Genomic DNA, 15,000 nt, shown 5'->3' with positions numbered 1-15,000 from the left:
CCCTGGGCTTGAACGCTCGGTGTCGATTCACGTCGGTTGGCTTACACTGGTCCGCCCGTTTTCGATGTGTCCGACGAGCACGCGCTTGAATTCAGGATCTTCGTCGACCGTCACGATGGCCTGATACCAGCCGTCCACCGACGCCACCGCCCACCGGCCGCGTGCGCCGGCAGCGAGCTTCCGTCGGTCTCCGTCGACGTCGACGGAGAGTGCACGACTTCCGGAATTGTTCGCGGTCAGTACAAGCGCGCGCGTCCCTGCGTCGACAGTTGTCGAGACGTCGAGCGAAGCTGCCGCACTGTCTGTAGCTCCGCTGAACTCGCGCCTGAAACCGTTGGGACCCAACAGGGTCAGGCTGTAGACGCGATCCCTGAGCGCAACGGTGTCGTCGACCTCGCCGACGACGTCGTAATGCCGTGGCTCGTCGAACTCACCTGCGTACGGGTACATGGCCAGGTGCGTTGATGCGGCGCCGGTATTGACCAGATGGACCGCCAACGAGCCGGTTTCCGGGTTCACCGTCGTGTAGGCGTCGGGCTGATAGGGAAGGGCCCGTGCTGGTCGAGTGCCGCTTTCCTGCAGGGGCATTCTCTGTTCGGTGGGTGGGGTCGGTGTCCACCGCGGTTCCAGAGGCGGAGTGGGCTGCGGGCGCGCCAAAGTCGGTCGGCTACGCGGGTTGGCGAAGTCGAACGCCGACGTCAGGTCGCCACTCACCGTGCGTCGCCACGGGTCGATTTCCGGCTGCGTGATTCCGAACCGCTTCTCCAGGAATTGCGTGACGGACGTGTGGTCGAACACTTGTGAACAAACGAAACCGCCAACAGTCCACGGCGAGATGATCGTCATCGGCACCCGCGGGCCGAGACCGAGCGGCTGATTACCGACCCATTCGGCTTCGACCGAGCGCGGCGGTCGAGGTGGCGGTACATGGTCGAAGTACCCGTCGTTCTCGTCGAAGTTGACGATCACGGCCGTCTTCGTCCACAGATCCGGATCGGACGCGATGGCGTCGAGTACTTGATAGAGCAGTGTTGCGCTCGCTGCCGGTGACGAACCCGATGGGTGCTCCGAATCCACCTCGGACGGAACGAGATAGCTGACTTGCGGCAGTCGACCGGACTCGACGTCTTTCCTGAACTCGGCAGCCAGTGTGCCGGGCCGGGATCGGTACAGCGCGCGATCGTAGAGTTGGCGATCAGCAGGCGACAGTTGGTCTGCGGCATTCGCGAGGGCCAGTACCGCTGCGTCCTGGACCGGCGCCGGCATCGACGGCAGGGCGAGATAGAACCCGGCCAAGGTCTGGATTTCGTAGGGGAGCAGGCTCGGCCGGCCAAGCAGCCCTGCCGCCACTTTCTTGAAGGCGGTGAAGTATTCGAGGTTGTTGTCTCCGAAGTTGTCCCACTCCTGGTAGGTCTTCCAGGAAATGCCGGCGGACTGCAACCGCTCGGGGACCGTCGTCCATCCGTAACCGGCGTGCCAGGGGTTGTAGGCCGCGTTGGTTACAGCTCGTCCCCCGGGACCGGGTGGATCCGAAGGCAGGACCGACTCGGTTGGATTCGGCGAAAGTGGCTCGTATCCCGTGTATCCAGAGACCCAATAGTTCCGGTTGGGGCTCGTGGACGTCGGAACGGAGCAGTGGTAGGCGTCGCAGATCGTGAACGCGTCCGCCAGTTCGTAGTGAAAGGGAATGTCTTGCCGGTCGTAGTAGGCCATCGTCGTGCCGGTTTTTGCCGCGATCCAACCGTCGTGCCAGCCGTCGGCGAGTGCGGCATGTCCGCCCGCCCAGCTGTGGTCGAGTCCGGTCACGTTCTGGGTGTCCATGCGTTGCGCCGCAGCCGAATCGCGGATAGGGAAGGGGAGCACAGGACCGGTAGGCCCGGGTTGTTCGAAGACGCTGTGGCCGCCGCGCAGACGCAGCGCATTCGGATCCCCGAATCCGCGAACACCCCTCAGTGCGCCGTAGTAGTGATCGAAAGATCGGTTCTCCTGCATGACGAGGACAACATGCTCGATCGAATCGAGCCCGCCGGAGTTGACGGGTGTCGCCAGTACACGCTGAAGCGACGGCGGGAGAAGGGAAGTAGCGGCGACTGCAGTTGCACCGACCCCGGCGGCGAGAAACGACCGTCGAGAAAGAGAATTCCTGGACACTTGTGCTCCATCGATAAATCAATCAGTTCTATGACCACGGCCGCAACAGGCTGCTGCCGCTGCTCCGAATCGGTGCAGCGGCAACAGCGTCGAGAAGAATTCGATCAGGAACCGAAGAGACCGCCCAGTGAACCGAGGCTGCCCGAACCGCCGTTCCCGCCGTCGTCAGGCGCAGCAGAAACCTTGACGACGGATTCGTCCGACGCGGACTGTGTGAATCCACTTCGCCCGGCGTATGACGCCTTGATCCGATGATCGCCCGTCGATGCGAAAGTGTGCGTCAGTCGCGCCACTCCATCGACTCCGACGACAACGGGCTGTCCGATGGGTTGGTCGCCGTCGTAGAACTGAACCGAGCCCCCGCCGGGGTTGGGGGTGACCGTCGCGGACAGTTCTGCCGCGACATTCTGCTTGGTCGTCGCGGGAGCTGCCAGTGAGGTCGAGGTGGTGACATCGGACGGTGCGGGATCAGACACGGTGACCGTTTGAGCGGATGCCATCGACGGCATGAATCCTGTTGCGCCGGAGTAGTAGGCCGAGACGGCATGAGATCCAGCCGAGGTGAAGGCATGTTCCAGAGTGGCTTTGCCGTCAGCGCCCACCGGGATCGGAGCGCCGATATCTGCAGCGCCGTCCTTGAACTGGAGAGTGCCACCGGCGGGTGTCGGCGTGACCTGCGCCCTCAGCGACACCGATACGCCCGTCTTTGCATCGGTGGGAACGTTCACGGCCGTGTCGGTCTGCTTGACGACAGGTGCGGCAGTCACCGTCACCATCGCCTCGGTCGAGTTGGAACTCTGGAATCCGTTGACTCCCTGGAACGTTGCGGAGACCCGCGCGGTTCCGGCGGTGAAGAAGGTATGCGGTAGCCGGGCAGTGCCGTCGGCGCCCGGAGTGACCGGTGTACCGACGTCGGCGCCGTCCACCCTGAACTGCACGTTTCCGTTGACCGGAGCCGGATCCACCTTTGCGACAAGCTCGGTCGGTGTGCTGGCTTGGATCGAGCCGGGCATCTGGATTGTGGTGGTTGTCGGTTGGCTGACGTAGATGGTGGTCAGGGCCTGCCCACCGGCGTTGAGGCCGGAGTTCCTGTTGTCCCGCGGGGAGCAGTTGTAGCGCTCCCAGTAGTTGACTGTGAAGACATCCTTTTCGCGCTGGACGAATGTGAGCGCATTTCGGTCGTCGTCGTAGTTGGCGGAACCGGGATCGGAAACCCTCAGCGAAGGCTTGATCTCGGTACCGGCCGCACCAGCTTTGACCGTGACGTCGACTGCGGGGAGTCGGAACTTGGTGTTGGCACCGACGATGATGCCGTCACTCGATCGAACTGCGGAGGACGGACCGTTTCCGGTGGTTCGATTCGATCCGGAGATACGCAGGTGCGTACCGGATGCCGATGGATTACCGCCGTCGTCGATCCGTGTGACTGTCGGAGTGGCACTGTCGGATCCGAGGCCGTACGCACTGTCCGCCACAAGCTGGGAACTCACGAATTCGACGCCGGACGGGATGTCGAAGTCGTACTTGATCCGGGCCCAGTGCACGACTCCACGGCTGGCATGGCCGCCGCTGTTTGTCTTCATCTCGTTCGGCTGCACGCGGTAGGTGACGGTCTCACCTGGTGCCGCGGTGGTCGGCGCGGTGATGGTGACTCCCGAGCCGAGTGTCTCGTTGAACGTGATCGGGCTTGCCACACCGTCCATCTCGCGCACATGGCATGCAGTTGTGAAGGCCACGCTCTTGGTCTCGGGGGCAGCCGAGGCGATCCCGCCGCCGACGATGGAGAACAAGCCGCCGGCCAGTACCGAGACGGTTGCAATCGCAGAGCCGCGTAGGAGTTTCGAGTTCATCGTCGAATCCTGGTTTCTGTTCACAGTTTTCACGACCCGAATCCGGGGGTACCAAGGCTGCCGAGGCTACCGGTGCCAGGCTCGGGCTCGGACGGTTCGACGACGTTGATCGTCACGGCGCCCGACATCGACTCCATGAAACCGGCCGATCCCGTGTAGTACGCCGTGATGTTGTGGTCGCCCGCTGTTGTCATCGTGCGGTTGGCCTTCGCGACGCCGTTGACGACGGCCACCGGAGCGCCGAGGTCAACCCCTCCGTCGCGGAACTGCACTGTTCCTCCCGACGGCCACGGAGTGACCGTTGCCGTCAACTCCACGGAGTCACCGACGACAGCTTTACCGGGTGCGTCGATTCGCGTCTGTGTCTGAGCGAGGCTGGAGTCGACGTTGATCACGGCGAGCGGCCGGCCGCCGGCGTTCAATCCGGCCGAACGATTGTCGCGTGGTGAGCAATTGGTGGTCAGCCAGTATTTGACGCCGCCGAGCAGGGTTTCCTGTTGCAGGAAGGTCAGGTAGTTGGCGGCACTGTCGTAGGAACCGGAGTTGGTGTCGGACACGCGGAGCATGGGCTTGATCTGGGTTCCCACAGCCCCTGACGTGACGGTGACGTCGACTGCCGGGAGCTGGAACGTCTTTCCTCCACCGACCTCGATTCCGCCGCCGCCGTTGTCGTCGGTGTTGGGTCCGTTGCCCGCCGTGATGTTGTTGCCGGAGATACGAAGATGCGCCCCATTCGGATCGGGTGAACCGGCATCGTTCACCCGCGTGATCGTCGGGGCGACCCCACCCAGATTCGAGCTGGTGCCGGCCACGATCTGCGCCCCCACGTAGGAGGTGCCTGCAGGGATGTCGAAATCGAACTTGAGACGCGTCCAGTTCACGACGGACCTGAGGTCGTAACCGTCCTTGGGGACCGTCATCGGCTTGGGCGCGAGGCGGTATGTGAAGGTGGAGTTCGGCGGGACCACGGCCGGCGCACTGATCGTGACGCCGGAATCACGCGTCTCGTTGTGCGTGATCGGTCCGGGGAACTGCCACCCGTGGCACGATGCCGTGAACGGAAGGTCCACATCAGCGGCGGACGAGGCTCCGGCTCCGCCGATCACGAGGGCAACGCATCCGGTCAACGACGCGGCCACCCCCACTCCTCGGCGCATCAACGTCGACACCATTCACATTCTCCTTGAGTAGCGCTCGACAAGATCGAGCTCTCGGCTTGAAGCCGGGTCCGGGAACCAGCCTCGAGCTGACAGAGAATCGAATACGTCTCGTCGTTTGCTCACCACCAGCTCAAACCCTGGAGAGGAGTAGAACACAGAGCGAGCCGCGAAATATGCGATTCGGACAAATTGTTGGACAAACGTCCAACCGGTGAAATTTCTCCACTTCTCCGACCGCTCTGCACTGCTTTAACGTGGGGTGATGTTAGCGCCGCGGAAGTCGTATGCAGGTTCTCGGTACGCCCCGCGGGCGAGCAATCGGGCGATGTTGGCCCGGTATATCTTGTCGGCGTCGGCATGGAGAACGGGATTACTCTCGAGCCACAGGTTTGCAGGATGAATCGGTTCGTCGTACATACGACGGAAGAGTTCGGTACGGAGGTCTTTGAGCCAATTGGAGTTCAAGTTCATGACGCGGAACTGGCGCAATGCTTCGATGTCGATCACGCCCGACACGAATGAATTGTGTCCGGAGACGGTGTGGCCGAGTACCGCTCCGTGGTAGTCCACGACGTGTGAATTTCCTCCGGCGATGTCGAATGACTGTAACGCCGACTGAGTCGGATAGACCGGTCCGGTGTTCGGGCAGATCATGTACAGACTGTTGAAATGCGCATGCGCACGGTTCTGGAGTAGCCACGTTCCCCCGGAGTCAGGTCCTGATTGCGTCATCGGAACCGCCTCGCTCGGACGGTAAACGACCTCGGCACCTTGAAAAGCCAAGGCGCGTACTGCTTCCGGATACTCTCCGTCGCTGCAGCAGATCGTACCGATCGAACCGATGTCCGAAGTATGCAGGACGGGATAGAATGCGTCGATGCCGTCGCCGAACAGTTCGGTCCAGCGGTCGTAGACATCGTGAGGCGTGCAGGAACGCTCTCGGCACCAGACGTGATTCTTCGTGGCGCGATGTATCACCTCGCCTGCCGGGGAGATCACCACCATGGAGTTGAAGAAGCGATCGGCCATGACTTCGGGCCACCGCGCCTTGCATTGAGCGATGATGTAAACCCCGTACTGCTTGGCAAGTCCGCCGAGTCGGTCTGTCTCGGGGCCGGGGATGTCGATGAACATCTCGCGCGCGGCCTTCACGTGAGGTATGTCGAAGGCTTCGTCCCCGAATCCGGTCAAGGCGCCTTCTGCCAATGCAATCAGTTTGACAGGCATGTTGATCGAAACTGTCGACACCGCAGCGTGAATCGCTTCCTCGATTGTGTCGAGGTTCGCCTTGATCTGCGATCGGTGTTCGATGTTGCGTACCACTGTCGAGAGACCAATCGCCGTATAGGGGGCGATGGGAGTTGCGGCCGTGTCAGCATTCACCGGCGTTCACTTTCGGTATGCGGTGCGCCCACGGCACGACCTTCTCCAATTGGGATGCAACCGCTATCAGGGTGCCCTCCTCACACATGGGTGCGGCCAGTTGAACGCCGATAGGCAACCCCGAGCGCGTGGAACCGAGCGGCAGGCTGATTGCGGGTCCGCCCGTCGCATTGAAAAGTGGAGTGAACGAACAGATGCCGAACAACTTGCGAGTCCATTCGCTAGGGGAGAGTGATGCGTCATTGGAATCGAGTTCGCCCAACAGTTGGGGTGGCTCACCGAGCGTCGGGGTGAGCAACAGATCGTAATTCGTGAAGAAGGTTCCGACCGTACGGGATACCTGGTTGAAGACGGCGAGCGCTCCGGCGAGTTGAATGGCCGTGACTCGGCGTCCGTACTCCACGCAGGCCAAGGTTGTCGCCTCGAGGTTCTCGGGTCCGGGGGTCACGCCGAAAGCTCCGGCAAGTGCATCGACGCCTTCGGCAAGAGAGACACTCCACACCGGAAGGTTGGCCTCGACGAACTGATCCCAGTCGAAGACCGGCGTGTCGGGAATGACGTGATGCCCGAGCCCCTCGAGAACCGTGCCGACAGAGGACACGGCATTCGCGACCTCGATGTTCACCGGATCTCCGGACCACGACTGAGTGTGGATCGCAATGCGTAAACGCCCCGGGGAGCGGTTGATCTCGTCAGTGTATGGTCGCGAGGGATCACGGATCACGTACTTGTCGCCCGGGGCCGGCCCGCTCACGGCATCGAGTAACGCTGCGCAGTCACGCACCGATCGGGCGAGCCCCAACTCGGCCCCCAGCCCTGAGAGTGGTTCGCTCGAGTCAGGGCCCACTGGTACACGCCCCCGGCTCGGTTTCAGACCCACCAACCCATTGGCGGACGCCGGAATTCGGATCGACCCTCCACCGTCAGTAGCGTGAGCGATGGGAAGGGCTCGCGCTGCGACCAATGCCGCTGATCCGCCACTCGATCCACCGGCACTGCGTTCGGTGTCCCACGGATTGCGCGTTGAGCCTTGAGCAACAGGTTCGGTGTTTCCGTTGAACGCGAATTCCGGTGTGGTGGTCACCGCCACAGCAGCCAATCCTGCCGCCCGGAATCGTGTCATCAGTTCGGTGTCGTGAGGAAAGATTGCACCTTCGCCCGCCAGCCGACTTCCGAACCTGGTCGGTACTCCGGCCGCGTGTACGGCAAAATCCTTGAGTGCAAAGGGAACCCCCGCAAATAGTCCCTGTTCGTTGCAATCGAGGGCTCGATCCCACGGGCCCTCGACGACGGCGTTCAGCGTCGGATTGACGGTCTCGATCGCGGTGCGTGCTGCCTGGTGAACTTCGTCAACGGACACCTGCTTGTCGCGAATCAGTTCGGCGAGGCCCGTGGCGTCATGCTCGATGTACTCATTCGGCTTCATCGAAGATCCCCTCGGTGGCGGCAGGGAGGACGGCGTCGTCGTGAACTATGTTTCCGCCCAACATGGTTCGATGCACTCGAATGTCCTTCAATTCGTCGAGATCGCAGGTCGAAGGGTCGCGGTCGACGAAGATGATGTCCGCGTGATTTCCGGGTCGGATGGATCCGATTTCGTCCCATCCGAGGATCTTCGCTGCGCTTGTGGTCCACATAGCGAGAGATTCCTGGCGATTGATGACCTGGTCCGGACCGTCGTTTCTCAGGTCTGTGCCGGCAATCTCGTGCGTCTGTGCAAGTGCAATCTGTTCCCATGGACTCTTCGGTCCCCAGTCAGACCCGCAGGAGACGTCGAGGCCTGCGTCGAGTAGGCGCCTCAAGGGGACCATGTCACGCCATATGTGCCGGCCGATCCGTTCGTCGTACATTGCGCCCTTGCCCCATGCGAATCCGACAGAAGTGGTGATCTGGAAACCGAGTGCCTTGTACCGGCGAACGTGATCCGGGCTTATGGTGATCGCGTGCTGCAGAATCCACGCCTTGTCTCGAAAATCGTGTTCGATGACGACACGCTCGGCGATCTCGAGAAAGTCGTCGTGCTCACGGTAGGAACCGATACAAATGTTGGCCCGAACGTCATTCTCCGCGCAGAATCGAACGTACGATTCTTCTTTCTCTAGTGAGACGAAGCGATTTCCCTTGGTAGGCCTGCCGAAAGGATCGGTATAGGTTTCGTGCATGGCGAAATGCCCTGCAAAACAGGGTCCCCCAGGGCTGATGGTCATACCGACGATTCGCAACATGTCGTCGGCGCTATCGGCCGATTGCGGCGCAAGTGATTTCAATCGATCGTCGAACTCGTGCAGCGACAACGGTTCGAAGGGATAGAAGATGACCGACTCCACGTCGTGAGTGGCCTGGACTCGCATGGTGAGCATGTCGGATGTACGGAGATGTTGATACATCTGTATGTGGATCGGTTCCATGGCGTGTCCCTCGTACAAAGTGGTGACACCGTGGGCGGAGAAGCGAGCCATTTCGTCGAGTACACCGGGTACTGCGTGATCGGGATCGAGTGGTGGGAGCTTGAGAAGGATCTGTCCCCAGAACGGGTCGTAGGTGTAGTAGTTGTTCACCGGTCCGCGAAGTATTCCTGTCAAACGTCCGGCTTCGTCCTTCTCGATCTCCACATCACACACTTGATCAGGGATGAAGTCCGACAGACCGACAGCACGCAAGCCGGCGCTGTTGAACGCCACGATGTTCGGAGTACGCGGCGCCCACGCTTGAATGAGCACAGGGTGGTCGGAGGTCGCCCGGTCGAGGACATGACGGTCGGGCAATCGTCGCTCGGCAAGGTCGCGCCACGATCGGCGAATGAAGTAGTGGGCTTCACCGACCGGCGTGCAGATGATCCACTCGCCGGGTGCGGTGACGGCGGCCCGAGCACTGATGCGCTCGACGATATCGGCGTGATCGAGTGCATCACTCAAGTCGACGAGGCCGCCGCGAAGTGCACCGAAGTGCATGACGTGCGGGTGGGTGTCTATGAGTCCTGGCATGACGACCGCGTCGCCGGCTTCCATGACCCGGGTGTTCGGGCCAGCGGACTCGACCAGGTCGGAGAACCTGCCCGTCTCGAGGATCACGCCGTTGTCCACGAGTACCGCTTCCACGACCGGGTTCGCATCGTCGAAGGTCAGGACCTTCGACGATCGGATGAGTGTTCTGCTCACGTGGACCTACCTCCGTGTATCTCGACGAGTCCACCGCGTGTGGCTCGCCAGGTAGTAGCACTCTATGAGCGGCCGGGCTGGGGGAGAATCATCCGAAAGGATGAAGTCCGATCGGTCTTGACCAGTGATTATGGCCGCAGGTAGCGTCGTACTGGTTCGTTGTGGAGGAGCGCGATATGTCGGTGGTTCGGTCGGATCTCGTTGCACCGAATCTCCAACCGATCCGACGCAACAACGAGTTCGCTCGCAACATCGAATTCAAACGCAACGCGATGGAGTTTCTTGCCAGGTTCGTTCGCGTGTCCGGGATGGTTTTCTATTCCGTTGATCGCAGCATGAATGCCGACATGCACGTATTCGATCGGGTGTGTCCTGAGGAAAATGGTCGCTACACCAGGCACTTTCACGAGTTGGACCCTTTTCATCCGCGTAGGTTCGCCGAATCGGGCGCCGACCTCGCATCGTCGAACGACATTGGCCAGCGTTTCGACAAGACCGACTATTACGACGGCTTCTTTCGCCCGATGGGTTATCGATACGAGGCTGAACTGTATCTGCGTCATGCCGGGCGCATCGTGGCGGGCGTTTCCCTGCTCCGAAGTGCCCGCGACGGTGACTTCTCGAGGGAAGAGATGCAATTTCTGCAGAAGTCTCATGGATTCGTCGAACAGTCCTATTGCATGCTCGGTCAAATGCCCAGTGCCCCGAGTTCTTCTGCAGTGCCGGAACATTGGAGATTATCTGCTCGGGAGCGCGACGTCGTCGAACTGCTGGCACAGGGTGCGAGCAACATCGACATCTCCCGTGCGCTGTTCATCAGCGTCCCAACCGTGAAGAGTCACCTGCAACACGTGTATCGAAAGTCGAGCGTGCATACACGCACCGAGTTGGTGTCACGCCTGGTGCACGGCTGAGGGAGTTGACTGTCCCGTCCGAAGGTCAGTCGATGGCGCGGCGCATCAAGTCTGCCGTTTCCTTGTTGAACGCGACCAGTGTGACCGTCTCGACCTCGGTCTTCGCCGCGCGAATCGCTGAAACGGCCTGTCGGACGGCATCTTCCTTCGGCCAGCCGTAGACCCCTGCCGAGATCAACGGAAAGGCGACGGTTCGGGCGCCGATCGAGTCGGCCACGGCGAGGCTGCGGGTGTATGCCGACCGAAGCAGACCGGAACGATCCTCGGAGCGCGAATACCTCGGGCCGACGGTGTGAATCACGGCCTTGGCGTGCAGCTTTCCGGCGGTGGTGGCTACGGCCGCACCCACCGGCAGGCCGTCGGGAAGGCTGGTGTTGCGCAATACCTCGCAAGCCTTCAGGATCTCCGGTCCCCCGGCACGGTGGATCGCGCCGTCGACACCGCCGCCGCCGAGGAGCCTGGAGTTGGCCGCATTGACGATGGCGTCGACGGTCAGCGTCGTGATGTCACCTTCGACGACTGTAATAGCGGGCATGGATCCTCCTGTGTATCCGACGGCTGTGTGTCCGACGGACGCGTTTCCGACTGCCGTGTTCCAGAGTTCACGCTTCGGGCGAGCCCACGGCATAGCCGAGCGTACGTCGTAGGGATCACGTCCGATCAACATCGAGTATCGCGCTGCAACCGACGGCGTGCGACTGTGCGCCTGAACGCAATGGAGGAGTACGCGCTTTCCCTCGGCCCGCAACGCCTGGACGGTGCGCGCTGCGTCGTCGAGAACGAACTCGAGGTTGGCGTTGGAATCGAGACCGTCGTCGACCAACCAGAACTCGACGTGATCAGGAGCGACCTGTCGTGTTCCCATGCGGCACAGGCTGACCACGGCGTCGTAGTCTGCAGTGGACACCGCATCGACGCCGCCGAGCATGACGCCGTCGTCGTGCGGGTGCGTCGTCAGGTGGTGGGTTCCGCGAAACCTCGAGTAGTCGAGTTCTGCCGTCGACGGCCATCCGTTCTTGTCGTCGGTACCGCCGCGAGCGGTCTTTATTGCCAGGCGAATCAGATCGGAGGAACGGTATCCCGGCCAGCCATGCATGATTCGGCGCCAACGGGCGGGAACCGCCGACGCTCCCCAGCGGGCGCCGAGGAGGCCACCCGCGATGGCCGCCGTCGTGTCGGTGTCCCCGCCGGCTCTTACTGCCGCTTCCAATGCGTACTGGAGGTGGCGAGCATCGCCATTGTCCGTGGAAGTGATTGCCCACCAAGCAGTCTGAAGTGCATGCACCACCCAACCGTTCTTGGAGAAGTCCTGCGGGTTCCCGGTTTCGGCCTGATCGAGCAGCGGGCCCCAGTATTCGGCGACGTCCTGATCGGCAACGGAGAGGAAGCCGCGAACACCGTCGAAGTTGCCGGAGGCAACGGCATGGCGGATGGCATGGGTCCACAACTCGCACGCCTGTCCGGCACGCGGGTCGTCGTGCGTGAGTGAACTGATCCGGTGCGCTGCCGACCTGGCACCTTCTGCATCGTCCAAGTAGGAGAGGGCGACGGGAGCAGTCCGCATGAGCGAGCCGTTGCCGGCCTTGCGGCCGCTGATCGCTCGCGCACAATCCGCCATCGCCGCTGCGCTTTCGGAGCGGACGGACAACACTGCTCGCGTCTGGTTGCCGATGTCCGCGGGCTTCGAGTCGTACCACCGGATGAACTGTGCTGCAATGGCATCGAGACCGTCAGCGCTTCCGATGTCGATTCCGGTAGCGGCCACCTCGGCGATCGCAACTGCCATTGAGGTGTCGTCGGTCCATTCTCCCGGCGCCCAGTCGAACGGGCCGCCACCGATCATGTCGATCGTGACCTCGGCCTTCGGGTAGGTGAATTCGTAGCCGGCGCCGAGCGCGTCTCCTGCTGCGGTGCCGAGCAGAACGCCGGCCGCTCGATCGGACTGCTGTGCGGTGAGTTTCATGGCCACCTCTTCGGTTCGCGATGATCGTTTGATCAACTTTGCGCTAACCATAGATCATGTTTGAGATAACATGCAAGGGTGAATAAATGGACAGGCACGAGCGGTAAGGGATTGACGGACTATCCGCGTCCGTCTGTGGCAGTGGACGTCGCGGTGCTGACGTACAGCGGTGGATCTCTGAAAGTTCTGGTGGTTCGGCACCGTCTCGGTGCGCTGGCGCTACCGGGAACATTTCTGCACGAACGCGAATTGCTCACGGCCGCAGCCGATCGTGCCCTGTCGGTCAAGGCAGAGTTGGCCCAGACGAGCTTCCACCAGTTGGCGATCTTCGACCGACCGGACCGCGACGACCGTGGATGGGTTTTGTCGGTCGCACACACGGCTTGCCTACCGGAATCGGCACTGCCCGATTCGGCGCTTCTCGTCGATGTGTACGACGACGAGGCAGTGAGCGGACTCGCATTCGATCACGCCGACATGGTGCGACTCGCGGTCACGGACCTACGCACGAGGTATGCGTCGTACGTGGATCCGGACGGATTGTCGGGCGGGACGTTCACCGTCGCCGAACTTCGGGGACTCTACGAGGTGATCTTCGATCGTCCGTTCCAGAAGGACAGCTTCCGCCGGCAGGTGTTCGACGCGCTCGAAAGTACCGGCGAGATGAGCAGACCAGGTAACGGCCGACCCGCCGAGACGTACCGGAGGCGGGGTGACGGCGCACTGACTGCGCAGGCAATGGCATTTTTGACCGGATGAAGTGAAACGAATTCTTGCAGTTCTGCTGACCTGACGCGCTGAGCTGGGTAATGTCCGATTGATGGGTGCAGTTTCGAATGAAGCCGAGTCCAAGATTCCGACTGTCGTGTGGGGTACCGGCAACGTCGGGCGTGCATCGATTCGCGCTGTGACAGCCAATCCGGCCCTCGAACTTGTCGGCGTCATCGTTGCGAACCCCGAGAAGGTCGGGCGAGACGCCGGTGACCTCGCCGATCTGGGAGTGCACCTGGGCGTCGCGGCTACCGACGACGCCGATGCCGTGCTCGCAGCGTCTCCCGGCGCGGTGGTCTACGCGGCGTCCGGCGACATTCGGCCCGACGACGCGGTTGCCGACATCACGCGGGCACTGGCCGCCGGAGCTGTGGTGGTCACGCCGTCGGTATATGCGCTGTACGACCCGAAATCTGCGCCTCCCGAACTTCGTGATCCCGTCGAAGCTGCTGCCAAGGCGGGCGGCGGTGCTCTGTTCGTCTCCGGTATCGACCCAGGCTGGGGCAACGACATCCTGCCGATTCTCGTCAGCGGGCTCGCGGGGACAATCGACCAGATCCGGTGTCAGGAAATCTTCGACTACACGACCTACGAACAGCCGGATTCTGTCCGCTACCTGATCGGGATGGGTCAGCCGATGGACTACGAACCTCCCATGGTCGCGCCGACCGTACCCACCATGGTCTGGGGCGGGCAGATTCGGCTCATCGCGCGGGCACTCGGGGTGGAACTCGACGAGATCCGCGAGACCTTGCTGCGCCGCCCGCTCGAGGAAACCGTGTCGACCGAACATATGGGGGAGTTCGCGGCCGGCACCCAAGGCGCACTGCGATTCGAGGTTCAGGGAATCGTCGGCGGGGAACCCCTGATCGTGATCGAACACGTCACGCGTATTCATCCGTCTTGTGCCCGCGACTGGCCGCTCCCGCCCGACGGCGGCGACGGCGCGCACAAGGTGATCGTCGAAGGACGACCACGAATCGAGATCAACGTCGAAGCCACCGATGAAGGTGGAAATCGCGCGGCCGGTGGAAATGCCACGGCCGTAGGACGTCTCGTCAACGCAATTCCCTGGCTACGTCAGGCTGAACCCGGTCTCTACGACGCGCTGGACGTTCCGCTCACACCCGGCGTCGGCAAGCTCGGTGCCCGAAACTCGGAGGTACTCACATGAATATCGACATACCCGAAGGCAAGAATCCGATCGGCTACGTGTGGGGAGAGATGGTCCCCGGCATCGGACCCGCGGCCGCCGGGTTCTCCCAAAAGGTCTACACGGACGGCACTCTCGGACTCCGCGAGTTCGAGGCGGCCAGGCTTCGGATCGCTCAGATCAACGGGTGCATCTTCTGTCAGGACTGGCGCACCGAGCGTGACGGCGAGACTGTGGAGTCGACGTTCGATCAGTCTGTCACCGACTGGCGCACCACCGATGCCTTCGACGACAGGACGCGCCTCGCTGCCGAATACGCCGAGAGATACGCCCTCGACCACCACGGGCTCGACGACGAGTTCTGGGAACGCATGACAGCTCACTACTCCCAGCGAGAAATCGTCGAGTTGAGCATGTGCCTCGGATCGTGGTTGGCCTTCGGCAGGCTCAACCACGTCCTCGGCCTCGATACTCAATGTGTGTTGCCCGGCAACTGA

At 62.0% G+C, this 15,000-nt stretch carries 11 protein-coding genes; 4 read left to right on the top strand and 7 right to left on the bottom strand.

What is annotated here, in order from left to right:
* Positions 1–27: 27 nt before the first annotated feature.
* The 6 genes from GN300_RS09120 to GN300_RS09095 all read right to left on the bottom strand — a co-directional run bounded on the left by GN300_RS09120 (position 28) and on the right by GN300_RS09095 (position 9,702).
* Entirely contained in the window at positions 28–2,151 is a 2,124-nt protein-coding gene (locus tag GN300_RS09120; RefSeq protein WP_063315476.1) for a phosphocholine-specific phospholipase C, read from the bottom strand.
* A 104-nt stretch (positions 2,152–2,255) separates the two neighbouring features.
* The gene (locus GN300_RS09115) at positions 2,256–4,001 is read right to left on the bottom strand and encodes an Ig-like domain-containing protein (protein ID WP_233405603.1); all 1,746 of its coding nucleotides are present in this window, start codon (positions 3,999–4,001) and stop codon (positions 2,256–2,258) included.
* 29 nt (positions 4,002–4,030) lie between these two features.
* Positions 4,031–5,173 carry an Ig-like domain-containing protein gene (locus GN300_RS09110; RefSeq protein ID WP_063315478.1) on the bottom strand — a complete coding sequence of 381 codons (1,143 nt, stop codon included), beginning with the start codon at positions 5,171–5,173 and terminating at the stop codon, positions 4,031–4,033.
* Between the two features lie 237 nt (positions 5,174–5,410).
* Positions 5,411–6,544, bottom strand: a complete 1,134-nt coding sequence (locus GN300_RS09105) for a nitrilase-related carbon-nitrogen hydrolase (protein ID WP_082845715.1) — start codon at positions 6,542–6,544, stop codon at positions 5,411–5,413.
* The gene (locus tag GN300_RS09100) at positions 6,534–7,970 is read right to left on the bottom strand and encodes an amidase (protein WP_063315480.1); all 1,437 of its coding nucleotides are present in this window, start codon (positions 7,968–7,970) and stop codon (positions 6,534–6,536) included. Before GN300_RS09100 ends, GN300_RS09105 begins: the two co-directional genes overlap by 11 nt.
* Positions 7,957–9,702, bottom strand: a complete 1,746-nt coding sequence (locus GN300_RS09095; RefSeq protein WP_063315481.1) for an amidohydrolase — start codon at positions 9,700–9,702, stop codon at positions 7,957–7,959. Before GN300_RS09095 ends, GN300_RS09100 begins: the two co-directional genes overlap by 14 nt.
* A 176-nt stretch (positions 9,703–9,878) precedes the next feature.
* Here GN300_RS09095 and GN300_RS09090 point away from each other — a divergent pair, with 176 nt between their 5' ends.
* Entirely contained in the window at positions 9,879–10,616 is a 738-nt protein-coding gene (locus GN300_RS09090) for a helix-turn-helix transcriptional regulator (RefSeq protein WP_054781200.1), read from the top strand.
* A gap of 25 nt (positions 10,617–10,641) precedes the next feature.
* On the opposite strand, the gene GN300_RS09085 is transcribed toward GN300_RS09090, so the two are convergent.
* Entirely contained in the window at positions 10,642–12,579 is a 1,938-nt protein-coding gene (locus GN300_RS09085) for an O-acetyl-ADP-ribose deacetylase (RefSeq protein WP_063315482.1), read from the bottom strand.
* Between the two features lie 78 nt (positions 12,580–12,657).
* Here GN300_RS09085 and GN300_RS09080 point away from each other — a divergent pair, with 78 nt between their 5' ends.
* The 3 genes from GN300_RS09080 to GN300_RS09070 all read left to right on the top strand — a co-directional run bounded on the left by GN300_RS09080 (position 12,658) and on the right by GN300_RS09070 (position 15,000).
* A complete protein-coding gene (locus GN300_RS09080) occupies positions 12,658–13,338 on the top strand; it encodes an NUDIX hydrolase (protein ID WP_058038404.1) in 681 nt (226 codons plus the stop codon).
* A gap of 61 nt (positions 13,339–13,399) precedes the next feature.
* Positions 13,400–14,524 (top strand): dihydrodipicolinate reductase, encoded by a 1,125-nt coding sequence (locus GN300_RS09075; protein ID WP_030536189.1) that lies wholly within the window; start codon positions 13,400–13,402, stop codon positions 14,522–14,524.
* Positions 14,521–15,000 carry a carboxymuconolactone decarboxylase family protein gene (locus tag GN300_RS09070; protein ID WP_003943220.1) on the top strand — a complete coding sequence of 160 codons (480 nt, stop codon included), beginning with the start codon at positions 14,521–14,523 and terminating at the stop codon, positions 14,998–15,000. Before GN300_RS09075 ends, GN300_RS09070 begins: the two co-directional genes overlap by 4 nt.

The organism is Rhodococcus sp. Ni2, from assembly GCF_021352185.1.
In the GTDB taxonomy this organism is placed as follows: domain Bacteria; phylum Actinomycetota; class Actinomycetes; order Mycobacteriales; family Mycobacteriaceae; genus Rhodococcus_F; species Rhodococcus_F qingshengii.
Note: the sequence above shows the minus strand (reverse complement) of the source record. Positions and strands in the feature narration are given on the sequence as shown.